Annotated in this window: 19 protein-coding genes; 9 read left to right on the forward strand and 10 right to left on the reverse strand. The window is 34.0% G+C overall.

What is annotated here, in order from left to right:
* Positions 1-75: 75 nt before the first annotated feature.
* Positions 76-1,518 (reverse strand): nicotinate phosphoribosyltransferase, encoded by a 1,443-nt coding sequence (locus RBG61_RS04260; protein ID WP_307946082.1) that lies wholly within the window; start codon positions 1,516-1,518, stop codon positions 76-78.
* A 29-nt stretch (positions 1,519-1,547) separates the two neighbouring features.
* Entirely contained in the window at positions 1,548-2,078 is a 531-nt protein-coding gene (locus RBG61_RS04265) for a cysteine hydrolase family protein (RefSeq protein ID WP_307946083.1), read from the reverse strand.
* Positions 2,079-2,250: 172 nt separating this feature from the next.
* Here RBG61_RS04265 and sdaAB point away from each other — a divergent pair, with 172 nt between their 5' ends.
* The 7 genes from sdaAB to RBG61_RS04300 all read left to right on the forward strand — a co-directional run bounded on the left by sdaAB (position 2,251) and on the right by RBG61_RS04300 (position 8,835).
* On the forward strand, positions 2,251-2,916 hold the full coding sequence (gene sdaAB / locus RBG61_RS04270) for an L-serine ammonia-lyase, iron-sulfur-dependent subunit beta (protein ID WP_307946085.1): 666 nt from the start codon (positions 2,251-2,253) through the stop codon (positions 2,914-2,916).
* 28 nt (positions 2,917-2,944) lie between these two features.
* The gene (gene sdaAA / locus RBG61_RS04275) at positions 2,945-3,844 is read left to right on the forward strand and encodes an L-serine ammonia-lyase, iron-sulfur-dependent, subunit alpha (RefSeq protein WP_307946086.1); all 900 of its coding nucleotides are present in this window, start codon (positions 2,945-2,947) and stop codon (positions 3,842-3,844) included.
* A gap of 164 nt (positions 3,845-4,008) precedes the next feature.
* A complete protein-coding gene (cysK, locus tag RBG61_RS04280; RefSeq protein WP_307946087.1) occupies positions 4,009-4,941 on the forward strand; it encodes a cysteine synthase A in 933 nt (310 codons plus the stop codon).
* 640 nt (positions 4,942-5,581) lie between these two features.
* Positions 5,582-5,968, forward strand: coding sequence for a RidA family protein (locus tag RBG61_RS04285; RefSeq protein WP_307946089.1), 387 nt, complete (start codon positions 5,582-5,584; stop codon positions 5,966-5,968).
* 52 nt (positions 5,969-6,020) lie between these two features.
* Complete coding sequence (gene hydE, locus RBG61_RS04290) at positions 6,021-7,064, forward strand: [FeFe] hydrogenase H-cluster radical SAM maturase HydE (RefSeq protein WP_307946091.1); 1,044 nt, start codon at positions 6,021-6,023, stop codon at positions 7,062-7,064.
* Positions 7,065-7,085: 21 nt separating this feature from the next.
* Positions 7,086-7,841, forward strand: coding sequence for a tRNA threonylcarbamoyladenosine dehydratase (locus tag RBG61_RS04295; protein WP_307946093.1), 756 nt, complete (start codon positions 7,086-7,088; stop codon positions 7,839-7,841).
* 52 nt (positions 7,842-7,893) lie between these two features.
* A complete protein-coding gene (locus tag RBG61_RS04300) occupies positions 7,894-8,835 on the forward strand; it encodes an AraC family transcriptional regulator (RefSeq protein WP_307946095.1) in 942 nt (313 codons plus the stop codon).
* Here RBG61_RS04300 and RBG61_RS04305 read toward each other — a convergent pair.
* The 3 genes from RBG61_RS04305 to RBG61_RS04315 form a co-directional block, all read right to left on the reverse strand.
* Complete coding sequence (locus RBG61_RS04305; RefSeq protein WP_307946097.1) at positions 8,828-9,763, reverse strand: ROK family protein; 936 nt, start codon at positions 9,761-9,763, stop codon at positions 8,828-8,830. The two genes, RBG61_RS04300 and RBG61_RS04305, sit on opposite strands and share 8 nt — an antisense overlap.
* Positions 9,764-9,929: 166 nt before the next feature.
* Positions 9,930-10,397, reverse strand: coding sequence for an IS200/IS605 family transposase (gene tnpA / locus RBG61_RS04310; protein ID WP_307942351.1), 468 nt, complete (start codon positions 10,395-10,397; stop codon positions 9,930-9,932).
* A 182-nt stretch (positions 10,398-10,579) separates the two neighbouring features.
* The gene (locus RBG61_RS04315; RefSeq protein WP_307946099.1) at positions 10,580-12,334 is read right to left on the reverse strand and encodes a class I mannose-6-phosphate isomerase; all 1,755 of its coding nucleotides are present in this window, start codon (positions 12,332-12,334) and stop codon (positions 10,580-10,582) included.
* Between the two features lie 294 nt (positions 12,335-12,628).
* Here RBG61_RS04315 and RBG61_RS04320 point away from each other — a divergent pair, with 294 nt between their 5' ends.
* Together RBG61_RS04320 and RBG61_RS04325 are read left to right on the forward strand one after the other, a co-directional pair.
* Positions 12,629-15,019, forward strand: coding sequence for a hypothetical protein (locus tag RBG61_RS04320; RefSeq protein WP_307946100.1), 2,391 nt, complete (start codon positions 12,629-12,631; stop codon positions 15,017-15,019).
* Positions 15,020-15,257: 238 nt separating this feature from the next.
* On the forward strand, positions 15,258-16,238 hold the full coding sequence (locus RBG61_RS04325; RefSeq protein ID WP_307946102.1) for a phosphotransferase family protein: 981 nt from the start codon (positions 15,258-15,260) through the stop codon (positions 16,236-16,238).
* 37 nt (positions 16,239-16,275) lie between these two features.
* On the opposite strand, the gene RBG61_RS04330 is transcribed toward RBG61_RS04325, so the two are convergent.
* From RBG61_RS04330 to RBG61_RS04350, 5 genes are all read right to left on the reverse strand, one after another.
* Entirely contained in the window at positions 16,276-18,018 is a 1,743-nt protein-coding gene (locus RBG61_RS04330; RefSeq protein WP_307946103.1) for an ABC transporter ATP-binding protein, read from the reverse strand.
* On the reverse strand, positions 18,015-19,751 hold the full coding sequence (locus tag RBG61_RS04335; RefSeq protein ID WP_307946104.1) for an ABC transporter ATP-binding protein: 1,737 nt from the start codon (positions 19,749-19,751) through the stop codon (positions 18,015-18,017). Before RBG61_RS04335 ends, RBG61_RS04330 begins: the two co-directional genes overlap by 4 nt.
* A 386-nt stretch (positions 19,752-20,137) precedes the next feature.
* The gene (locus RBG61_RS04340; protein WP_307946105.1) at positions 20,138-20,965 is read right to left on the reverse strand and encodes an undecaprenyl-diphosphate phosphatase; all 828 of its coding nucleotides are present in this window, start codon (positions 20,963-20,965) and stop codon (positions 20,138-20,140) included.
* Between the two features lie 156 nt (positions 20,966-21,121).
* A complete protein-coding gene (locus RBG61_RS04345; RefSeq protein WP_307946106.1) occupies positions 21,122-23,725 on the reverse strand; it encodes a cation-translocating P-type ATPase in 2,604 nt (867 codons plus the stop codon).
* 430 nt (positions 23,726-24,155) lie between these two features.
* The gene (locus RBG61_RS04350) at positions 24,156-24,995 is read right to left on the reverse strand and encodes a DUF368 domain-containing protein (RefSeq protein ID WP_307946108.1); all 840 of its coding nucleotides are present in this window, start codon (positions 24,993-24,995) and stop codon (positions 24,156-24,158) included.
* Between the last annotated feature and the right edge of the window lie 42 nt (positions 24,996-25,037).

Raw genomic sequence — 25,037 nt, forward strand, 5'->3', positions numbered from 1 at the left:
AATAACCTTACATAACAATATATCGTTAAAAGCCAAGAAGGAAAAGACAAATCTTTTCCTTCTTGGCTTTTTTATCTATTTATGTTCTTGCAATAATTTATATTTAATGTCCCAAAGTTTTTCTGATAAATCAACATAGTAATGATGTGGATTTTCAAAACGCTTTACCTCATCCCAAAGTGTTTCTACTTGATTTTGACAATGCGATTGTATTTCTTTTAATGTTGGACTTTGATATACCAGTTTTCCGTTTTTAAATATTTGAACTAGTAAGTCTACTGCATAAAAATCCTCAATCGTCTTTCTTTTCCATGTTGCATCAGGATCAAATAAAACAAGAGGTTTCGTTTCATCAATTACTTCATCATGAACGCATAATAAATCGGCAATTGCCATATTGGTTTCTTTTTCAAATAAGCGATATACCTTTTTAAAATGTGGATTGGTAATTTTAATAATATTCTCACTAATTTTAATTTTAGGAATGATGTTGCCATCTGCGTCTTCTTTTGCAACGAGCTTATAAACGCCACCAAACACAGGATTGCTTTTCGCAGTAATCAGCTTTTCGCCAACTCCAAAAACATCAATTTGTGCACCCTGAATAATCAAATCTCGAATAATATTTTCATCTAAAGAATTAGATGCTACGATTTTGCAAGATTGCAAACCTGCTTCATCAAGCATTTTTCTAGCTTTTTTAGATAAGTAAGTAATATCTCCGGAATCAAGGCGAATTCCAAATTCAGTTATACCTTTTGGAACTAAGACCTCTTTGAATGCTTTGATGGCATTCGGCACACCACTTTTTAATGTGTTATAGGTGTCTACCAATAATACTGTTGAGTTTGGGTAAATCTCACAATAAGTTTTAAATGCAGTATACTCATCATCAAACATCTGCACCCATGAATGCGCCATTGTACCCGACGCAGGTACGCCATATAGCTGATCCGCAATTGTACAAGCAGATGATCCACATCCGCCAATATAGGCAGCTCTTGCCCCGCTGATAGCACCATCTGCGCCTTGTGCACGTCTTGAGCCAAATTCTGCAACTGCTCTTCCGTTGGCAGCACGTACAATTCGATTAGATTTTGTAGCAATTAATGATTGATGATTTAATGTCAATAATATATAGGTTTCCACAAACTGTGCTTCAATTGCAGGTGCTCTTACCGTTAAAATAGGTTCATTTGGAAATACAGGCGTACCTTCCGGAACTGCATAAATGTCTCCCGTAAATCTAAAATCTCTTAAATAAGTCAAAAAAGCATCATCAAAGCGATTTTTTGAGCGTAAATATGCAATGTCTTCTTCATCAAAGTTTAAATCTTCAATATATGCAATAACTTGTTCCAGTCCTGCTGCAATTGCAAATCCTCCTCCATCCGGTATCCCACGGAAAAAAACATCAAAATAAGTAATATCTTTATCCATTCCTGTTTTCAAATAACCGTTTGCCATTGTAAGTTCATAAAAATCACATAGCATCGTATAATTCATTGTCGTTTTCATTTGTGATCCTTCCTTGATATGCTGTAACATCAGCATTCATTGACTACTTGAATCTGTAGTCCTTTCATTACGTTTAAAGCTTGTAAATGTAACTGTTCATCAAAACTAGCTGTTGCTTTTGCGTCAACAACAATCTTCGCTTCCGGTAATGCAGTTTTTGCTAAGATTGCATTTGTTATAACGCAAATATTACTTACCAGTCCACATAATTCAATCTCATCGTAATGTTCGGCTTTTAAATAATTAGCAAGCTCCAAAGAACCAAATCCGCCCTTATATATGATTTTATCTGTTGACAAAAGGAGTTCTTTTGGCTTACCATATAGTTGCCACCCTTTACTATCTTTTATACAATGCAAAATAGGTAAATTTTTGCCTTCTTGCGTATTCAGATAGGTTTCGTCATGCGTATCAAATGTAAAAAGAACCGAATCGCCATTTTTATGATACGTTTCTATTTTAGAAACAATCGCTTCTTCAATATTCTTTGCATTTTCAAAGCCAAGGCTCCCATCTACAAAATCATTTTGAAAATCAATTACCATCAATAAACGTTTCATACTGGCTCTTCCTTTCTTGCAATAAAATATTTTTCATCTTTAATTATAGTTAGAACACATAAAAATGTAAAGATAACTATTATACAAAGAAATAGTATCAAATGCCCATTATATGTATGTTTTTTCTAGTTTCGCAAATAGTATTAACAATGAAATTGAATTGGAGTTTCTTATGAATATTTTTGACATTATCGGTCCTGTTATGATAGGACCATCCAGTTCCCATACCGCAGGCGCTGTTCGAATTGGGAAAATAGCCGGTGCTTTGCTGAAAGGTAAACCAGTTAAAGCAACCATTTATCTATACGGTTCCTTTGCCAAAACCTATAAAGGACATGGAACAGATAAAGCTTTGATTGCCGGAATACTAGGCATGAATCCCGATGACCCAAGAATTCGAAACAGCTTGGAATTAGCTACTGAGGAAGGATTGGAGTATCACTTTATCAAAGATGAAATGGATGGTGCTCATCCCAATACAACACGCATTGAGCTAGTCGATAGTCAAGGAAACGAAGCTATTACTCAAGGGGCTTCTATTGGTGGTGGAAATGTTGTCATTCAAAAAATTAACGATATGAAAGTTGAAATAACAGGACAATATACAACTTTAATTGTACTGCACAACGATGCGCCCGGTACAATCGCAGCAGTTACCAATTATGTAGCTGCACAAGGAATGAATATCGGTAACTTCCGCTTAAGCAGAGATCAAAAAGGCGGAACAGCTGTTATGGTAATTGAAATGGATGCTCTTTGCACTGATGAAGTAAATGACGGAATTATGAAACTAGCAAACGTAATCAGTTCTACGTTAATTCCGCCGATTAGCATTTAATAGGATTTATTTGAAAGGAAACTCATTTATGATAAAATATCGTTCGATTGAACAACTTGTAGCTGCTGCAGAAGAAAAGCAATGTAGAATTTCAGATATCGTTTTAGAACAACAAGCAAGCCAATTAGAAAAATCCAAAGAAGAAATCTATCATATGATGAAAATCAATTTAGATGTTATGAAAGAAAGTGTTGCGCATGGTCTAAATAAAGATCTGCGCTCTTCAAGCGGGCTGACAGGCGGCGATGCATATAAAATGAAACAAGCAGTTGACCAAGAAAAAAATATTTGTGGAAAACTCTTTGGTAACGCTATGGTTAAAGCGTTATCTGTTTCAGAAACCAACTCTTGCATGGGTAAAATTGTTTCGGCTCCAACTGCAGGCTCATGTGGTGTTATTCCTGCTGCACTTCTTACAATTATGGAAGAGCGAAACATAGAGGAAGAAGCCGTTGTTATGGGGCTTATTTTAGCTTCCGGTTTTGGTATGGTAATAGCAAACTTAGCAAGCATTTCGGGCGCTGAGGGCGGTTGCCAAGCCGAGGTAGGAAGTGCATCTGCTATGGCTGCCGCAGCACTTACTGAAATTGCTGGCGGTACTCCACGAATGGCTGCTCACGCTTGTGCAATTGCTTTGAAAAATTTATTGGGTTTAGTTTGCGATCCGGTTGCCGGTTTAGTAGAAATTCCTTGTGTCAAAAGAAATGCTATGGGTGTAGCAAATGCATTTGTTGCCGCAGAGCTTTCATTAGCAGGAATTGAAAGTGCAATTCCTGTAGATGAAGTTATTATTGCAATGAAAAAAGTTGGTGACAGTCTTCCCCACACTTTAAAAGAAACCGCAGAAGGCGGATTAGCCGATACCCCAACGGGAAGAAAACTATGTGCTAAGGTATTTGGTGGAAATTGTTCGAGTTGTAATAAATAAAGAGTGCTAAAAACGCACTCTTATACAGATATATCATACTATTCATATATGAATTATATATTTATTTTCATAAAACCTATTGACAAATAGATATTCTGTACATATAATTAAACTATACTAATTCTATAGGATTAAATAAATATTAAAATTTAAGGAGAATGGTTATGTCCAACATCTATAAAAGCTTAACCGATTTGATTGGAAAAACTCCGTTATTGGAACTTACCAATTATGAAAAAAAATATGATTTGAAAGCTAAAATTGTTACAAAGTTAGAATACTTTAACCCTGCCGGAAGTGTTAAAGATCGTGTTGCAAGAGCAATGATTGATGATGCTGAAGCAAAAGGAATTTTAAAGCAAGGCTCTGTTATTATAGAACCAACTAGTGGTAATACAGGTATTGGTCTTGCTAGCGTTGCAGCCGCTCGAGGCTATCGCATTATTTTAACAATGCCGGAAACCATGAGTGTTGAACGCAGAAATTTATTAAAAGCATACGGTGCTGAGCTTGTTTTAACCGATGGAACAAAAGGCATGAAGGGTGCTATTGCAAAAGCTGAAGAGCTTGCAAGTGAAATCGATAACTCATTTATTCCCGGCCAATTTAACAATCCAGCTAACCCTGAAGCCCATATCAAAACAACCGGTCCTGAAATTTGGGAAGATACCGATGGCACTGTTGATATTTTTGTTGCCGGTATTGGTACTGGCGGAACCATTAGCGGAACAGGTGCATACTTAAAATCTAAAAATGCTGCTATAAAAGTAGTAGGCATTGAGCCTTCCGCTTCACCAATTATTACAAAAGGAACAGCAGGACCTCATAAAATTCAAGGTATTGGTGCAGGATTTATCCCAGACACTCTTAATACAACGATTTACGATGAAGTAATTTTAGTAGAAAATGACGATGCCTTCGCTTTGTGCAAAGAGATTTCTCGTGCTGAAGGATTATTAGTCGGTATTTCTTCCGGTGCGGCTTTGTGGGCTGCAACAGAACTTGCAAAACACCCTGAAAACGAAGGAAAAACCATTGTTGTTTTACTTCCCGATACTGGTGAACGATATTTATCTACCCCTATGTTTTTAGAATAATTGTATGAACCAAGTTGAAAATAAGGACAATGAGAGTTGTCCTTATTTTCAACTTATCGGAAAACTTAAAGCGCAAGAAAAAGCTGAATTTTAGAAGTATTACTTGCGAAAATCGTTTTTTAAAAATGACATAAAGTAAAACTATACTTCTTAATCAAATGTTAATCGCGTGGATCAATTGCTGGTCGCATAACGATTTACAAGAAATTATCTTGGGGAGCATCAAAGAATAACATAGCACATATTTAAACTTTTTCTGATTTGCACAAACATAGGCGCGATGTCATATAAAAACAATTTTGAGAAACAAAGCATTTTTTATCCATGCTTTTTGGGGCAATTGCCAAAAAGCATGGTCAGGCTTGGGCGGATAGCCCAATGTTAATACAGCAAGAACCGACCTAATATCTTGCAAATATCAAATAATAAATCTTTATCTACAGTCTTGAATAAGGACAATGAGAGTTGTCCTTATTTGTTTCTCTATGATATAATAACCTGTATGGTACCCCAAATCAAAAATTTTGAACATAAAGAACATTTTCACAAGAATTTGTATTCACTAACGTGTAAACAGACTTTTTATGATATAATATAATTTAACGAATAAAATATGTTTACAATCGGAAAGAGGAATTTTATGCAACGAAAACAAATTGCAACAAGTAATGCGCCATCTGCAATTGGGCCTTATTCTCAAGCAATTCAAATTGGAAATCTACTTTATACATCCGGTCAAATTCCGATTAACCCTAAAACAGGGCTTGTTATAGAAGGCGGAATAGAAATACAAACCAAACAAGTATTTCAAAATCTTGAAGCGATATTAAAAGAAGCAAATTCCTCATTTGAACAAGTAGTAAAAGTAACAGTATTTGTAAAAAATATGAATGATTTCGCTAAAATAAACGAAATTTATGCAACTTATTTCACGCAACCCTATCCTGCAAGAAGCTGCATAGAAGTTTCAAGGTTACCCAAAGATGTTTTAGTTGAAATTGAGATAATTTCACTCATAACCGAATAATACAACCCATTATTACTGAAAATATTTGATTAGAAAAAGGATAATCATAACTATGAAATCATTAATTGATCAATTAGATCAAGAACATAATTTAAGCCAATCACAGCTTACAACATTATTGCAAAACATTACTCCGGAGTTGAGCGAATACTTATTTGAAAAAGCTAGAGCGACTTCACAAAACTATTTTGGAAATGCAATATATACAAGAGGGTTAATTGAGTTTACAAATTATTGTAAAAACGATTGCTACTATTGTGGAATACGAAAAAGCAATTCAAATGCTATTCGCTATCGTTTAACAAAAGAGCAAATACTCTCTTGCTGTAAACAAGGTCACGAGCTTGGATTCCGCACCTTCGTATTGCAAGGTGGAGAAGATGGCTTTTTTACCGATGAAAAAATGGTCGATATTATTTCGTCTATAAAAAAAGCATTCCCCGATTGTGCTATAACCTTGTCTATTGGGGAAAAAAGCTATGATTCCTATCAAAAATTTTATAATGCCGGTGCTGACCGCTATTTATTGCGCCATGAAACTGCAACGGATAGCCACTATGCATCATTACATCCTAAAAATTTGCTGTTAAGTACAAGAAAGCAATGTTTACAAGATTTAAAAGAGATTGGCTATCAAGTGGGAACAGGTTTCATGGTCGGCTCTCCGTATCAAACAATAGAAAACCTCGTTGCTGATTTACAATTCATTAAAGAATTCTCACCCCATATGATAGGCATTGGGCCATTTATTCCACATAAAGATACACAATTTGCAAGTGAGCCTGCCGGCACATTGGAACTCACTCTATTTTTAATTGGTGTGCTTCGTTTATTGCTTCCTAATGCACTTATACCTGCAACTACTGCATTGGGTACGATTGACCCAACCGGTAGAGAAAAAGGTATATTAGCAGGAGCCAATGTCGTTATGCCAAACCTCTCTCCTACTTCAGTACGAAAAAACTATTCCCTATATGACAACAAAATCTGCACAGGTGACGAAGCGGCAGAATGCAGACTATGTTTAGAAAAAAGAATGAACAAAATCGGTTATTACCTATCTAGTGAACGAGGCGATTTTCAACCAATAATCTAAAAAGGATGGCTTATAAAACCTATGTTAAATGAATTTTCAAGAACAGAGCTTTTACTCGGACAAAAAGCAATGCAAAAACTCAAAGATTCTACTGTGGCTGTTTTCGGCGTAGGCGGTGTTGGATCATATACCGTTGAGGCACTTGCAAGAAGTGGTGTTGGACATCTTGTATTAATTGACGATGATAAAGTCTGCTTAACAAATATTAACCGTCAACTGATTGCCACAAGAAAAACGGTTGGCAAAAACAAAGTAGAAGTAATGCAGGATCGTATTTTGGAGATTAACCCCAATGCCAAAGTTACGATTTTTCAAGCGTTTTACACCAAAGATAATGCGGATGAATTTCATTATAGCGATTGGTCTTATATTGTGGATGCAATTGATACCGTTTCATCCAAACTGCTTTTAGTTGAAAAAGCGAAAGAATACAATGTTCCAATTATGAGCAGTATGGGCGCAGGCAACAAACTGGATCCAACCAAATTTGAAGTCGCCGATATTTTTAAGACCTCAGTTTGTCCGTTAGCAAGAGTAATGCGCTATGAGCTGCGCAAAAGGGGAATTAAAAAATTAAAGGTTGTTTACTCCAAAGAAGAAGCGCTTACTCCAATTGAAACAGAATCCAATAGCTGCAATTCGCATTGCATATGCCCACCCGATACTGCAAGAAAATGCACGAAACGCAGACAAGTACCGGGAAGCGTTGCTTTTGTCCCTTCTGTTGCCGGATTAATCATTGCAGGGGAAGTAATAAAAGATTTAATCAAAGAATAAATGAGTATTCCCCTAGCCTAAAGCAGGGGAATAGAAAAAGTGAGGGAATATTGTGCAAACCAGCAAGTATTCGTTAATACAAATTAATGATTTACTCATAGAAGACAAGGTTGGAAATCATTTAATATCAATCAAGCCCGGCTCTTATTGTACTTTTAATAAAATCACTCCAACAAATGCAAGGCATTATCATAAATGCTATGAGCTTTGCCTTGTTACGGAAGGTTCTGGACTTTTTATTTATGGTAACGATATCATGACTGTAAAAAAAGGCGATGTTTTTATTGCGGATCCCGATGTGTTACATGAAATTACTGTACAAACAGAAAATCAAGAATCTCTTTCTTCATTAAATCTCTTTTACTTTTCTTTTCATTTATTCCACAATGACGCGCCAGCAACCAACCAACCCGAAGAAATCATTATTTCAAAATTTCTCAACAATCACAGTATTTTAAAAAAATCGCAACAGCATATGTTATCTTACTTGAATTTTCTTTATGATTATTCAAAAGCACGAGAAAACGGAAATAACAAAAAAATTATAACCTATAGCATTGAGCAATCGGTGAAAGGCTTTATTTATGAATGTATGATGCTATTATCAAAGCAAACCCGATCATCAAAAAAATATAATGAAATTTCAAATAATATTATTGATACTGCTTTAGATTATATTTCATTGCATATAACAGAAAAAATTACATTAGAAAAATTATCAAATCATTGTAATACATCAAAGAGAAACTTGCAATTACTCTTTAATCAATACCTCAACACAACTATTATTGATTATATAAATAACAGAAGAATGAGTCTTGCAAGTAGCTATTTACGTATGAACTTTCGTATTAATGATATTGGTCCCCATGTAGGCATTGAAGACCCTGCACAATTTTGCAGAGTCTTCAAAAAATACTATGGAATATCTCCAAAAAAATATCAAATGCAGTTTGCTTCAAACGGTATGTTATATGGTGCCGATTTTAAATAAATCTTTGCGAATAAGCTGCAATTCCGATTAAAGCACTTTTGGATAAATCCTTTGAAAGAGCTACTTTAGGTTTAAGCGGAAATATTGCCTGATAAAAACTATCTTTCATCAAAGAAAATGCGTTTGATATTCTTCCACCCAATACCAAAACTTGCGGTTCAAATGTAAAAAAGTACTTCCCAAGTGCTGAACCTAACAATGCCCCGAATTGAATAAAAACGTCTTTTGCTTGTTGGTTACTTTGTTCTGCTAACTGTTGTAATTGCTTAACATCCACTTGTTGTATATCAAATCCATGACTTTTTGCAATAGCAAGGATATTTCGCTTTGAAATATAGTCATCAATAATACTATCTTGAAATGGAGCATCAAAAATCATTCCGCTTACTGGAATTCCTTTTTTGCCTTTTACAAGGTTTCCATCTTCAATAAAACTAGAACCACAACCCGTTCCTAATGTTATAAAAGCGGCTTTATGAAATCCTTTTGCTTCACCATTTACATATTCGCCCAATGCAAATGCAGTAGCATCGTTTTCGTATACAATTGGAATATCTGCTGATAGCTTTGAATCATTCAAAGCTATCAGCTTTTTGCGTATTTCTTCTGTAACATTCACTTGATATAAATCATCAAATTTATCTAAGCTTTGCATTAAACTAATTCCCTTTTCATAATCAAAAGGGCCCGGAAATGCAATTGCAAGACTTTTAATTGAAAAATCTGTGCCTTTTAGTTGATCTATTTGCTTTTTAAATATAGCTATTAAGTTCTCCACAATTTCATCTTTAGATTGTTTAGACTTTGAATCGTACATTCTATAGGAATCTTCTATCAATGTAAGCTCTTTTGATTGCGGGTTTTGTTCAATTAACGCTGATTTAATAGAACTGCCACCTACATCTAACGCAATTATATATTCTTTCAAAAATAAACCACCCTTTTCTTAATATAAATCAAAACCACTAGTGAACTAGTGGTTTGCTCAGACCCTAGAAGGGTCAACTCGTGCTGACCCCTCAAAGGGGTGCTGAAAGTTTGTCATCGCATCACAATTACAGGCAGCCACTATAAGTGGCTGTTTGTTTTTTGCCCTATTTCACTTGATTACCCGTAAACGGGTCCGTATATTCTTTAAATGAAATTTGGTCTTTTGCATAATCTTCTTCTAATTGGTTTCGAATGTACTCTGCTATTTTCTTTTCATTTTTTCCTACTGTATCTACAAAATAACCTCTACACCAAAAATTTCGTGATCCATATTTATATTTTAAATTTGCATGCCTATCGAATATCATCAGTGCACTCTTACTCTTGAGTGTTCCTACAAACTGTGATATACTCATATACGGTGGAATACTTACTAACATGTGTATGTGATCTACACATGCCTCCGCTTCTATTATTTCCACTTTCATTTCTGTGCATAATTTTCGAAATATTTCACCTACATCTCTTCGCAAATCTTTATAAATTATTTTTCTTCTATATTTTGGTGCAAACACTATATGGTATTCGCACCTATAACTTGAATGTGCTGTCTGTTTTACTTCATTTTTCATTGCTTAATTCCTCCTTGTTATCTTTGTGATACGGTCGCCAAACCGTCACTATTTTAACATGGAGGTTTTATTTTTGCCAAGGCTTTTTTACCTACCCCTGGTAGAACCAGGGGTTTTATTAAGCCTAAAGGCAACAACCAAAGTAAGGTGTTCTGTAAACAGAACACCTTAACAATGAAAAACTAATTTCGAACATATGCTTTAATTGTTGCGAGTGTTTCCCCATTGCAGTTTTCAGTTGGACTAATTACGTACTCGCCAACACTTGCAGGAATAATAAATGTTTCTGCGTAATGAACAGTAAATGGCTCAAATGCATTTGTTGGACTTGAAACAACAGCTTCCTTACCCTCAACTAAATTCAACACATTAACCCCATCATTTGTATTATGAGTAACCGGCTTTGTAAACCAATGACGTCTTGTTTCTATAAATTCACGCTTATGAAGGCCTGTTCTTTCTTCAATATAACCATCGCCGTCACTTATTTTTTCAACTTGATCAACTAAGTTTTCTTTTACCCATTTTGTATCACGATCAAATTGAATCACTTTTTCACCATGAGCCAAATGGATTGGACGTGGTCTGCCGTCTAATCCTAATCTACCCCAGTCCCATAGTTTAAATGTAAAGATGTATGGAGTTGCACTAATTTCTAATACCATTGCATTTTTACCGGAACAATGAACGGTACCTGCCGGTATCAAGAAATGGTCATGTTTTTTAGCTTTAAAACAGTTTACATACTTATCTGCATCAAAAAGCTTTTCACCGGTTTCAGCAACACGCAGATCCTCAATCATTTCTTGTGAGTTTATGTTTTCTTTTACACCAAGGTAAACAGTTGCATCTTCACCAGCGTCTAACATGTAGTAGCTTTCATCTTGTGTATAATGCATTCCAAAATTTTGTTGAATATATTCTGTAAGCGGATGTACTTGTAAGCTTAAGTTTCCGCCATCTATCGTATCAAGGAAGTCAAAGCGAATTGGAAACTCTGCACCAAAACGAGCATGGTTTTTATCTCCTAGTAGATTTCTTGGTTGATATAATACAAGATTGATGGATGGAATTTCAATTTCAATCTCATCTATTTTTAAAATTAAGCTGTTTTCCTCAGGAACACAATCGAAACACCAAGCAAAGTTTTTTTGGGTTTTATCTAAACCACAAACTTCTTTCATCCATTGACCGCCCCAAACACCTGGGTCAAAGAATGGTACTACACGAAATGGTTGCTCAGCAGCTTGTTTTAAGCCAGCAAGATGAGCTTCTTTTGTCATCATCTTTGGTTCATTCGAAATTGTAGAATCTAGAATATAATCCATTTTTTCAAACAAAGAAGTTTTATGACGATCTAATACACGCCAATCAATAAAGAATGCACGCTTATATTTACGAAGAATTTCTTCATCATAGTTGTCTGCACACCAGTTTGCAACTTCATTTCTACGCATACGAAGTTGTAGTTCCCAACGTGGCATATCTGCATAAACGATAATATCTTTTTGTTCTATTAAGCTTGCGCCTATACCATATACAATTACAAGACCTGTTTCAATTGCTGCGATGTCAGCATTTATTTTTGCAAGCTTATCTTTGCAGAAAAATTCTTCAATTTTATGACAAGACAATACACCGAATACACGATCGTTTGTAATATTGCGATTTAACATTGCTTGTATTTGTTCGTTAGAATGATTTGCTTCACTTATGGATATCATAGAAATAGGTTTTAATTGTTTCAACAATTCAAGTAACTCTTGTTGATTCACACCATGATAGCAATCTAATGCTAATACCACTTTGTCCTTTGAGAAAGAATCCACTTTACGTTTTAACTCGTCTATAATTCTTTGTCCGGCAAATGCATGATTTTGAAAACCGTTTACACGCACAAATGGTTTTTTATCATAATTGGAATACCCTTTAACCATATTTTATCATTCTCCTTATTTTATTTGATTTCATTATAGGACATTCTTATTTGAAAAAGAATGACAATATACGCAAAAAAATTGATAAATTGTGCAAACCTAATGAAACATCTCAATGAAATTATGCCTTTAAAATACAGATTTTGCAACCGTATTATGATGAATATAATAATTTTTTTATATAAATTGCGTAAATTTTTTTTATTGAATGTGATTACCTTTTTTGCTATAATGAAGCCACAATAATATAGCTTATTATTTACAAATTTTAAAATATGATTAGGAGATTGTACTATGAACCGCAAAATTAAAGATATTTATGTGGTACACCATTCCCACACTGACATCGGCTACACTGATTTACAAGAGAGAGTAGTTTACACACACATTGATTATATTCGTTCTGCAATAGATATTATCAAAAAAGGATATGAAAACAATACAGGTGATAAAAACTTTAAATGGAACTGCGAAACCTATTTTTGCGTTGAGAAGTTTTTAGAAGAAGCAACAGAGCAAGAAAAATCCGACTTCTATGACCTTGTTAAAAAAGGTAATATTGGTATTTCCGGAACATACCTAAACTTTAATGACCTAGTTGATAAAGCTGTTTTAAACAAAAGAACTAAAGAAATGGTTTCTATTTTTGAAGCACAAAATATACCTGTTAAAGCTGCTATGAATGCTGACATTAACGGTATTTCAATGGGTGCTCGTGATGTTTTCATTGACAATGGTATTGAATTCTTATTTACTAATATACACACCCATCATGGTATGTATCCTTTATATCATAACCAAACTCCTTACTTTTGGGAAAATGAACAAGGCAAAAAATTATTAGTATTTAGCGGCGAACATTACAATTTAGGAAATGCACTTGGTATTGTGTACAATAAAAATATTAACTTCATGACTCAAAACTATTTTGGCAAACAAAATGCGTTTGATTCTCATATTGAAACATTAAAATTTAACGTTGATAAATGTTTTGAGCAATATTTAGAATATAATTATCCATACTCTTTCTTAGTAACTAGTGTTTCCGGCGTATTTAGTGATAATGCACCTCCAAACACAAACATTCTTCGCACAATTGAGGCGTTTAACGAAACTTATGGTGAAGAAGTAACTATGCATATGGTAACTGTAGAAGAACTATACCATCTCATCAAGGAAGAAATAAAAGATGCTCCAACCTACAAAGGTGATTTGAATGACTGGTGGGCAAACGGTGTTGGTAGTACTCCATACGCTGTAAAACATTATAAAGAAGCACAACGTATGTATCATTTGTGTGAACGTTTGAATAAAAAAGCAAATGCTGCAAAAGATTGCTTTACTCGTGAAGCAGAAGACAACTTAATGTTATATGCAGAGCACACATGGGGACATTCTTCTACGATTACCAACCCATATGATACCATGGTACAAAATCTTGATATTCGTAACACAAGTTATGCTTCTAAAGCTCATGAATCAGCTGCAAAAAATCTAAACCGTATTCAACATAAACTTGGCGACAAGCTTCGTTACTATGATTTAGATGGTAAAATTAAAGCTTTTAATGCCGGCTCACAAGAAGGCAAAATGCCGGTTGAATTCTATGTAGAAACTATGCGACTACCGGGTGTGAAAATTACAAATGCAAAAACTGGTGAAGTGATACCTGCTCAACTATCTGCTCATCCACGTGGTGTATTAGTTAGCTTCCTAGATAACTTCGCTGCTCATGAAGAAAAAGAATATACTTATGAGCAACAACCGGAAGCAGACACAACATTCAATACCCGTATTGCTTATGTTGGAGCTGAAAGAATTCGAGATATCGTAACCGATTATGATAACACATACACCTTAAAATATGGTATTGAAAACGACTTTATGAGAATCTCTTATGAAATCGGTAAAGGTGTTACAAGCTTCTTTAATAAATTGGAAAACAAAGAAATGTTAAAAGATGGCTACGCAAAATTCTTTACCCCTATTTATGAAAATACAGAAATTCGCACTGATGTTTATGAAGAGCGCCGTGTTATCGGTAGAAATATTCGTGGCATTCATGCAAAACAATATCAAGCAGAGCTAAGTGATATTAAAGTAATCGAAAATGGTTCTGTATTTACAATGATTGAATTGGTTTATAACCTTGAAGGAACTTACCATAGCTCAGTTGTAATCAAGTTATATCGTGAAATACCAAAATTAGAATTCAAATATAAACTTGCAAAAACACTTTCTGAAGATATTGAAAGCATCTTTATGCCGCTAAGCCTTGATATGAATAGTAGCGAACTGTTTATCAACAAAGGGGACACCATCATGCGCCCTGGTATCGACCAAATTCCAGGTACTTGTATGGAATATTATACTGTTGACAATGGTGTTATCTATACAGGAAAAGAAAGCAATGTGTTAATCCAATGTAAAGACGTTCCATTGATTTATATGGGAGAAATGAAACATCATCCGATTGTTCTTTGCGATAATAAACCGGAAAACAACAAACGAGATGTTTACTCATGGGTTATGAATAACACTTGGGAAACAAACTTTAAAATGGACTTATCCGGTTTCACAGAATATTGTTACACAGTTGATATTATCAAAGCAACTAATATCAATAATAGTTTTGAAACATTAAAAGATAATGCATTTGGCGTTGTAACTTTTATTACTGAATAACTTAATTTCACAAAACTCCAAGAAAGAAATCTTTCTTGGAGTTTGTTTATCATTATGATATAATAACCTCTATGGTACCCAAAATCAAAGATTTTGACCATAACGAGAACATTTTATCGCGGGAACCTGTTTTCACTTACGTGCAAACAGACTTTTTATGATATAATAACTTCTATGGTACCCAAATCAAAGATTTTGGCCATAACGAGAACAGTTAGTAGAAAGGGTGGGCTATTTTATGAGTCAATCAAAAATCTACAAAGAACTTACACAATCAGAACTTGAAAAAATTATAACCGATTTATATGGTAATCAGACTAAATTGGTATCAGCTAACATCTTAAAGGGTGGACTTTTTAATACAACCTACAAAGTAAATACAGACCAAGAAGAAAACGGTTTTGTTTTACGAGTTGGCCCTGTCAACAAACATTTACTAATGGATTTTGAAAAGGATATGATGGCGGCTGAACCTCATTTTCATCAACTGTTACAAGAACATGATATTCCGACTTCAAAAATCATCAAATACTCTCCAGAAAATACAATTTTGGAACGAGATTATATTGCAGTAGAATATATGGAATCCATCCCAATGAACGACCCCTCAGTCGAAAATATAAATCTGGACTCTGTTTATGAAACAGTAGGTAAGTTGACAAGCAAACTCCATAAAATAGCCAATGACAAGTTTGGTTGGTGGCGAAAAACTGACTGGGGCCTATTTGACAAATGGTCCTTATTTATCAAAGTATTCTCTAAAGAGTTAGCTGATAAAGTTGAATTACATAATCTATTACCTACCAATGAAGTCCAACTTTTTAGAGAAATAATAAGTGCAAATTCAAATGTTTTAGACGAAATTACAACTCCACATATGATTCATACTGATCTATGGCAAGGAAATGTATTATTATCCAATAAAAATGGAGATTATGAAGTTGCAGGGATTATTGATTTAGATCGAACAATTTTCGGCGACTGCTTTTGGGATTTCAGCACGCCATGGCTCACCAACGAATCCTTTTTTAAGGGTTATGAAAAAAAATTTATGAAAACAGAATCCTATCAAAAGCGTGAGTTAATTTATAAAATGCTTCTTGCCTTGATGAATACATATGTTGTTCTAATCGAATATGATAATACCGAATGGTATGAAAGTGAAGTCAAAAATGCTTCTGAACTCATTTTAACCAATTCCGATTTTCTTTTAAAATAACGTACAAAAAACGCAGTAAGAATTCTTACTGCGTTTTTTATTCCCCTGTTTTCGCAAATTGAGATTGATATAGATTCGTATAAAATCCATTTTGCTTCATTAACTCATCATGTGTTCCTTGTTCGATTACATTTCCATCTTTCATTACTAATATGCAATCTGCTTCTTTGACTGTAGAAAGCCTGTGTGCAACAATAAAACTTGTTCTGCCTTCCATTATCTTAGCAAATGCCTTTTGAATTTGAATTTCGGTCCTTGTATCAATATTGCTTGTTGCCTCATCCAAAATTAAAATTGGAGGCTTTGTTAGCATAATACGTGCAATACAAAGTAACTGTTTTTGCCCTTGAGATATGTTCCCACCATCTTCTGAGATAACGGTATCATATCCATGTGGCAAACGCTTAATAAAGCTATGTGCATGCGCTGACTTTGCAGCCTCAATTATTTCTTGTTCGCTTACATTCGGTTTGCCAAATGCGATATTTTCTTTTACCGTTCCTTCAAATAACCAGGTGTCTTGCAAAACCATGCCGAATAGATTACGCAAATCATTCCGCTTCATATCTTTGATATTAACATCATCAATATAAATATTACCCTGATTGACCTCATAAAACCGCATCAACAAGTTAATCAATGTTGTCTTTCCGCAGCCTGTTGGCCCTACAATTGCTATTCGTTGACCAAATTGCACATCTAAATTAAAATGTTCAATCAATTTTTGCTCCGTACGATATGAAAAAGACACATCTTCAATCTTTACATTACCTTTGACATCTGTATTTGATTTAGCATTTTCACTATCTTGTTTCTCTTCGGGTTGATCAATTATATCAAACACTCGTTGTGCACTTGCAAATGCAGCTTGTAACTCTGTAACAACTGCCGAAATTTCATTAAACGGTTTTGTATAATGGTTAGCATAACTTAAAAAGCAAGAGAGTTGTCCAATTGAAACACGACCGTTAATAGCATTGATTGCACCTACAATGCTAACAGCAGCATATACCAGCCCATTTACAAATCGAGCACAAGGATTTGTTAACGAAGATACAAACTGTGCTTTCACTCCACATTGATATAACTCATTGTTAATGGATTCAAACTCTTGCTGCGCTTCTTTTTCGTAAGAAAAAGCTTTCACTACTTTTTGATTTCCTATCATTTCTTCCATATAGCCACCTATTTTACCTCTTAACTTAGATTGCTTTGAAAATAGCTGATAAGATCGCTTAGCAATAAATGATGCAACAAAAAGCGATAATGGAGTTAATACTACAACAACAATCGCTATCGTTACATTAACCGATAACATAAAAACCAATGTGCCGACAATCGTTACAATGCCGGTAAACAACTGTGTAAAGCCTTGCAATAAGCCATCCGATACTTGATCTATATCGTTAACTACTCTGCTAATTATATCGCCATGTGCATTTTCATCGATATAAGAAAGTGGTACTTTTTCTAGTTTCTCAAACGCTTGTACTCTTAAATCACGAACTGTTCGATACGTTATCTGGTTAGTACATAGTGCCATAATCCAATGAAATAAGCCACTTAGCAAAACGGTAATGCCTAATACAATCAATATACGCAATATTCCATTGAAATCAACATTATTTTTTCCAACAATCAAATCAATTGCATCACCAATTAATATAGGCGTAAATAAAGTTAATGTTACACTCAACACAGCGCAAATCAATGCAAATATCAAATAGCCGATATAGGGTTTTGTAAAAGATAAAATTCGCTTTAAAATACTCTTTTTCATCCTCTTGCTACCTCCTCATCACTTAGTTGTGATAAACAGATATCCTTGTATACTTGGCAAGCATTGAATAACTCTTGATGTGTTCCAATTCCTGCTATCTCACCATCATCTAATACCACAATACGATTCGCTGATTTGACAGCGCTCACTCGTTGGGAAACGATTAGAACCGTTGTATGTTTGATTTGCTTATGAATGGCTTTACGAAGTGCTGCATCAGTTGCATAGTCTAATGCACTTGCACTATCATCCAATATGAGTATTTGGGGATTTCCCACCAAAGCTCTGGCAATGGTTAATCGTTGTTTTTGTCCCCCAGATAAATTTTTTCCGTCTTGCACAATAATCGTATCTAACCCATTTTCTAGTTGATCAACAAAATCCTTTGCTTGAGCAATCTCTAAGGCTTGGTTTATCTCTTCATCGGATGCATTGGGGTTTGCCCATTTCATGTTGTCACGAATGGTTCCGGAAAATAAAACCGCTCTTTGAGGAACAATTCCGAATTGTTTTCTTAATGTTTGTAATGATTGATGTCTAACATCCATTCCATCAATTAAAATCTCACCACTCGTTACATCATAAAAGCGAGGAAGTAATTGAATTAAAGTGGATTTTCCGGCTCCTGTACCACCGATTATTCCGATTGTTTCGCCTTTTTGAATAGATAAATTGATATTATGCAAACTATACTCTTGTGAATCTTGATAAGAAAAACAAACATCACGAAGTATAATTTTTGTTTTTGTATCTACAATAGTATTCCCTATAACAGAGGGTTCACAAATAGATGAGGTTGTATCAAATAATTCATTCACTCGCTTTGCAGAAGCAAATGCTTTTGTAAACAGTACAACCAAATTTGCAACAATAATCAATGCTATTAGTATCTGGCTCAGATAATTTACAAAAGCAATAATTTCACCTTGAGAAAAAGAACCGACATTAACACGTATTCCTCCCCACCATACAATTGCGATGATTGCAAAGTTTATTACAATCGTGGTAAGCGGTGATAATAACGCCGATATTTTACCAACCTGTAGTGCTTTGTTTTTTAATTCGTCGCTGGCTTCAATAAAGCGTTGTTCTTCATATTTTTGTTTTGAAAAAGCTCGTATTACTCTTGAACCAGACAAATTTTCTCTAATGATTAATGAAACTTTGTCTAATCCCTTTTGAATGTTTTTATAAAAAGGAATTGACTTACTCATTACCAAATACAATATCAACGCAATAAAAGGCGCTGTTATTAAAAAGATAACAGATAACTGCAAGTCTAATAAAATAGCCATAATAGTAGCACCTATTGCTAAGAACGGTGCCCTAACTACTAAACGAATCAACATTGCAACCGCAACTTGGAGTTGGTTCACATCATTATTTAGTCTGGTTATTAACGACGGCGTACCAAATTGATCTATTTCTGAATGGGAAAAAGAAATAATATGCTTGAATAAAGCATTCCGTACATCTGTTCCAAAGCCTTGTGATGCTTTTGCCGCAAAAAACTGGCAAGTAAGTGAACATCCTAAACCTACTACACCTAATAAAACTAAAATACCACCCATTTGCAGCACATAAGTCATATCCTTGTTTTTAATACCAATATCAATAATTTTCATCATCACAATTGGAACAATCAATTCAAATATTGCTTCCGTTAATTTGAAAATTGGCCCTATTATAACTTCTTTTTTATAGTTCTTTAAAAACCGAGCTAATTGCATCATTGATTTGTCAATCCTTTATATTGAAATAAAAATTAACCGAAACATTCTCTTAATTATAGCATATTATATAATTTTTTTGTGCTAATTATAAGCATATTTATTTCGAGTTCAAAAATTATACTATTATATTGTTACTTCTTTTTGTTAATCTATTTGAAAAAGCGGCCGATATAATATATATGTTAAGTAATTAACATTTTAACAAGCCTTCCCTTTCTTGTTTTGTGTGAGTAGGTGTTATCACCTCTCATACAAAACTTTTTTTTCAAAATTTTTATAAAAAACAGCCATTTCATTGAACTGCACCCCATCTATTAGACATTATATCACTTTGTCTAACAAATGGGGTCCACTTCACATTGAATGGCTGTTTTAATCATTTCATATTATTTAGCTAATAAAAAGTATCCTAATACTAAAATTCCAAGAGAAATACGATAATAACCAAATGGTTTAAAATCATGTTTTTTAATAAATCCCATTAAGAATTTAATTGCAAAAATAGATACTACAAACGCTACTATCATACCGATTAGCAATACGCCCCATTCCGCTCCTGTAAAGCCTAATCCTGATTTTAATAGCTTTAATCCACTTGCCCCAAACATAACAGGAATTGCTAAAAAGAATGAAAATTCAGCTGCTACATAACGAGAAGTGCCAATTAAAATTGCGCCTAAAATGGTAGCTCCGGAACGTGATGTTCCGGGAATCAACGATAGCACTTGGAACATACCGATAAATAACGCTGTTTTATAAGAAAGTTCAGAAAAATGATTGATTTGAGGAGTACGATGACGGTTTCTATTTTCTAATACAATAAATAAAAAACCATACAAAATCAACGTAATCGCAACTGTAATATAATTGTATAAATATTGATCCAATAAATCATCAAATAAAACGCCTAAAATTGCAGCTGGAAAACAAGCAACAATTACTTTTCCCCATAAAGAAAGTGTGTCTTTCTTTTGCTCTATGGTTTTGGTTGATGAAAACGGATTTAACTTATGAAAGAATAAGATAAGGACCGCTAATATAGCTCCAAGTTGGATTACTACAAAAAAAGTTTCTTTAAACTTTGGTGTTAACTCTTTTAATTGTATAAATTCATCTGTTAAAATCATATGACCTGTACTACTGATTGGAAGCCATTCGGTAATACCTTCAATAATGCCTAAAATAATCGATTTTAAAATCTCAATAAACTCCATGTATTTTGACCTCGTTCTTTCTGTTTTGTAACGCAAAATGTCTTTATTTATTCTATCACTATTATAATAAAAATTCCACCATTTCATTCTAGTTTTTGCTTACATTTTTGAAAGATACGAAAACAGCCTATGTTGAAACGCATAGGCTGTTTTATATTAGTTTCTTAAATCTCTAATTAGCTTGTATACTTGAATCAATAATGTTGGGATAAATGCAAATAAATATATCATTCCCACTTGTGTTAAATTCAATGGAGTAACCATAAATAAACTTTGTAAGAAAGGGATAAACATAACTGCACTCAATAATACAACACCGCCAAAGAATGCTAACAAGCTTGCTTTATTCGATAAAAGTCCAAGTTTTACAATTGATTTTTTACTACGACAATTAAATCCATGGAACAAGCGAGCTAAAGTTAATGTGCAAAATGCCATTGTGCTTGCAAGTGCAGGACTTGTTTGTAATCCATAATAAAAAGCAACCATTGTAGAAATTGCAATCAAGCCGCCTTCCACCAAAATACGAAGTAAAAAGTCTTTAGTTAAAATAGACTCCTTTGGATTTCTTGGCGCGTAAGTTAATAAATCCTCTCCCGCAGGTTCAACACCAATTGCAATAGCAGGTAAACTATCCGTTAAAAGGTTAATAAAAAGTAAATGAACAGGAGCAAATGGAACCGGCAATGCGAAAATTGAAGTATATAATACTGCTAAAATTCCGGCTGTATTACCGGAAAGTAAGAACTTAATTGAATGCTTGATATTGGTATATACATTTCTTCCGTTTGCAATTGCTTTTACAATTGTTGCAAAATTATCGTCAGTTAATACCATTGAGGCTGCATCTTTTGATACTTCCGTACCGGTAATGCCCATTGCAACACCTATATCAGCCTTCTTTAATGCAGGAGCATCGTTAACGCCATCACCTGTCATAGAAACAATTTTACCTTTTCGCTGCCAAGCATCAACGATTCGTATTTTATGTTCAGGTGATACTCTTGCATATACAGAAATCTGCTCAAGATTTTGATCCAGTTCTTCATCTGTCATACGTTCCAGTTCCAAACCAGTAATCGCAATATCATTTTCTTCTATAATACCTATTTGTTTTGCAATAGCCGTTGCGGTGATTTTATGGTCACCTGTAATCATGATAGTTTTTATTCCAGCTTGTTTTGCGTTTTGAACTGCTTCTTTGGATTCTTCTCTTGGTGGATCTATCATGGATATTAACCCGATAAAAGTATATCCGGTTTCATCATCAACTGTGGCTGCTGCATTATTTAATATTTCCTTATAGCAAAAACATAATACACGCAATCCTTCTTCGGATAGTTCTCTGTTTACTTTGATAATTGCCTTTTTATCTTCTAATGTAAATGGTTTTACACCATCCTTAGTTAGAATACTCGTTGTATGCTCTACTAAAATGTCTACTGCTCCTTTTGTCAGCATTAGATGTTTATCATCAATACGATGAACGGTTGACATGAGCTTACGATCAGAATCAAATGGAATTTCGCTTAACCGAGGAAGTTCTTTTCTCATTTTTACTTCATTTATTTGATAATTATGTGCCCATTCCACTAATGCAAATTCCGTTGGATCACCTATTGGTTTTCCATCAATAATGGTAGAATCATTAGCTAATATCGCAGTATTCATTAAATAACGATGAGCAAGATTCTGATTATCGAAATTTAAAGTATTATATAAAGTTTCATCTACATATATTTTTTGAACGGTCATTTTGTTTTGCGTTAACGTTCCTGTTTTATCGGAACAGATTACAGAAACGCAGCCTAGACTTTCAACAGCCTTTAATTCTTTAATAATTGCATTTTCTTTTACCATCTTTTGTGTTCCCATTGCAAGTACAATAGTTACAATAGAACTCAATGCTTCCGGAATTGCGGCTACAGCAAGGGCTACAGCAAACATCAAAGAATCTATAATTGGCATATTACGCAATATGCCAAGCGCAAAAACTACTGCGCATATTATTAAAATGACAAGGGCAAGCTTTTTACTGAAGTTATCTAAACTTACTTGCAATGGAGTCTTTTTTTGCTTTGTTTCATTCATCAAAGATGCAATTTTACCGATTTGAGTATTCATTCCTGTCTCGGTTACTACAACTGTAGCGCGGCCATAGGTTACTAATGAACCTGAAAACACCATATTCGTTTGATCGCCTAAAGCAATCTCAGTACCATCTATGCGATTATGTGTTTTATTTACGTTTTCAGATTCACCTGTTAGCATACTCTCATTTACTTGTAAAGAGAAATTCTCTATAATACGTCCATCTGCTACGACCAAGTCGCCTGCTTCGAGTAATAAAATATCGCCAACGACAACTTCTTTTGAATCAATTTCTATTTTTTGACCTTTTCGCATAACCTTAGCGGATGGCGACGACATTGCTTTTAAGCTGGCAAGTGATTTCTCAGCTTTGAAATGTTGAACCGTTCCCAAGATTGCGTTAATTATAATAACTGCAAAAATAACAATTGTACTTTCAACATTACCGGAAATCATAGATATTACTGCTGCTGCTATTAATATAAAAACCAATAAATCTTTAAACTGTTCTAGAAATACGATAATTGGATGTTTCTTCTTACCTTCATCTAATTCATTCAATCCGTTTTTTTCACGACTTGCACTCACTTGCTCGTCGTCTAAGCCCTTTAAAGAAACATCAAATTGTTTCAATACTTCCTTTGTTTCCTGATTAAAATAATTGCTCATGCTCATGCTCCTTCTTATACTAATTTCATTTAAAATAATGAATTATTATTTTAAAATGGATTTGCTTATAAACAAAATCAGTATTACTATGTAGATATACCTATTTTGTTCGAAATCGCTCAAATTAAACTAAAATAAAAAAGACTTTCTATGCAACTCAAAATTGAATTGCATAAAAAGTCTTGTTACCAAAATTATGGCCACATCACCAGATTCTATTGAATCGAACTGTTGATAATGTGTTTCTTAAATCATTAAGAAATACTACTCCCTTTTTGTTTAGCGAATATACTTATATTATCGAAAAATACCATATTTGTCAATGGAAATAATATGAATTATTTTAAAACATTTCTATACATTAGCTATTCAAATATACACCATTTTATATTATTAGATATCTAAAAAAGTTGTATTTTTAAGTGATTTTCTATTTTTTAGCATTCTTTGCTAACCTTGATAAGAAAAAGATTGCAAAGAAACCTGTTAACAAGGTGATCGGACATAGAATCCATTCTAATCCTTGTGGAAATGTTTTCGGTATTACATCAAACATTGATGCCACTAAAAATCCTAAAATCATGAAATAAGTTGCTTGCGAATGTTTCTCCATAGCATTTTCTAATATACGAGCAGTTGCAATTGTACCAACAAATCCGCCTATTGCAATTGGCAGCAAATAAACGATGTCAAACTGTTCTATCGCTTTCATTGTTGGCTCATACATACCCATTATCAACAGCATATAAGAAAGGCTTATTCCCGGTAATACCAATGCTATTGCGCAAATTACACCTGCAATCAATAATAGTCCGTAACTAACTAATCCGTTATTTGGATCGAATACGAATAAGTCACTTGGAATTAACGAGATTAACCATACAATAAAAAAGCCAACTAAAGCAAAACTATAATAATATAATTTTTTTGTCTTTGAGGCCACTTCTTTTACATTTGATTTTTTATATAAAACCGGTAAGCCACCTAAAATTGCGCCTATAAATAAATAGAACATTGGCATTTTATATGTCGTCGTTACATACAATATCGGCTTTGAAAACAAAATTATACCTGTAACCGACCCTATTCCAAATGTACTAAGTAGAAATAAATTTTTCTTTGTGTTTTTAAAAAAAGAACCGATTGCTGTAATTAGTTCATCATAAATGCCTAACAAAATTGCCATTGTGCCACCGCTAACGCCAGGTAAAAGCATAGAAGCACCAACGCCTAGTCCTTTAAAAATATTTTCAAATAATTTTTTTATCATATATTTTGCCTTTCTTATGTCTTTGCTATTCTTATTCTGTCC

This window comes from Paludicola sp. MB14-C6, assembly GCF_030908625.1.
Lineage (GTDB): Bacteria > Bacillota > Clostridia > Oscillospirales > Ruminococcaceae > Paludihabitans.

Coding starts and splice junctions, on each gene's coding strand:
- RBG61_RS04295 (WP_307946093.1), top strand. CDS start 7,086: ATGTTAAATGAATTTTCAAGAACAGAGCTTTTACTCGGACAAAAAGCA.
- RBG61_RS04285 (WP_307946089.1), top strand. CDS start 5,582: ATGCAACGAAAACAAATTGCAACAAGTAATGCGCCATCTGCAATTGGG.
- RBG61_RS04325 (WP_307946102.1), top strand. CDS start 15,258: ATGAGTCAATCAAAAATCTACAAAGAACTTACACAATCAGAACTTGAA.
- RBG61_RS04315 (WP_307946099.1), bottom strand. CDS start 12,334: ATGGTTAAAGGGTATTCCAATTATGATAAAAAACCATTTGTGCGTGTA.
- RBG61_RS04335 (WP_307946104.1), bottom strand. CDS start 19,751: ATGATGCAATTAGCTCGGTTTTTAAAGAACTATAAAAAAGAAGTTATA.
- RBG61_RS04330 (WP_307946103.1), bottom strand. CDS start 18,018: ATGAAAAAGAGTATTTTAAAGCGAATTTTATCTTTTACAAAACCCTAT.
- RBG61_RS04265 (WP_307946083.1), bottom strand. CDS start 2,078: ATGAAACGTTTATTGATGGTAATTGATTTTCAAAATGATTTTGTAGAT.
- RBG61_RS04345 (WP_307946106.1), bottom strand. CDS start 23,725: ATGAGCAATTATTTTAATCAGGAAACAAAGGAAGTATTGAAACAATTT.
- cysK (WP_307946087.1), top strand. CDS start 4,009: ATGTCCAACATCTATAAAAGCTTAACCGATTTGATTGGAAAAACTCCG.
- RBG61_RS04340 (WP_307946105.1), bottom strand. CDS start 20,965: ATGGAGTTTATTGAGATTTTAAAATCGATTATTTTAGGCATTATTGAA.
- RBG61_RS04260 (WP_307946082.1), bottom strand. CDS start 1,518: ATGAAAACGACAATGAATTATACGATGCTATGTGATTTTTATGAACTT.
- sdaAA (WP_307946086.1), top strand. CDS start 2,945: ATGATAAAATATCGTTCGATTGAACAACTTGTAGCTGCTGCAGAAGAA.
- RBG61_RS04320 (WP_307946100.1), top strand. CDS start 12,629: ATGAACCGCAAAATTAAAGATATTTATGTGGTACACCATTCCCACACT.
- RBG61_RS04350 (WP_307946108.1), bottom strand. CDS start 24,995: ATGATAAAAAAATTATTTGAAAATATTTTTAAAGGACTAGGCGTTGGT.
- hydE (WP_307946091.1), top strand. CDS start 6,021: ATGAAATCATTAATTGATCAATTAGATCAAGAACATAATTTAAGCCAA.
- tnpA (WP_307942351.1), bottom strand. CDS start 10,397: ATGAAAAATGAAGTAAAACAGACAGCACATTCAAGTTATAGGTGCGAA.
- sdaAB (WP_307946085.1), top strand. CDS start 2,251: ATGAATATTTTTGACATTATCGGTCCTGTTATGATAGGACCATCCAGT.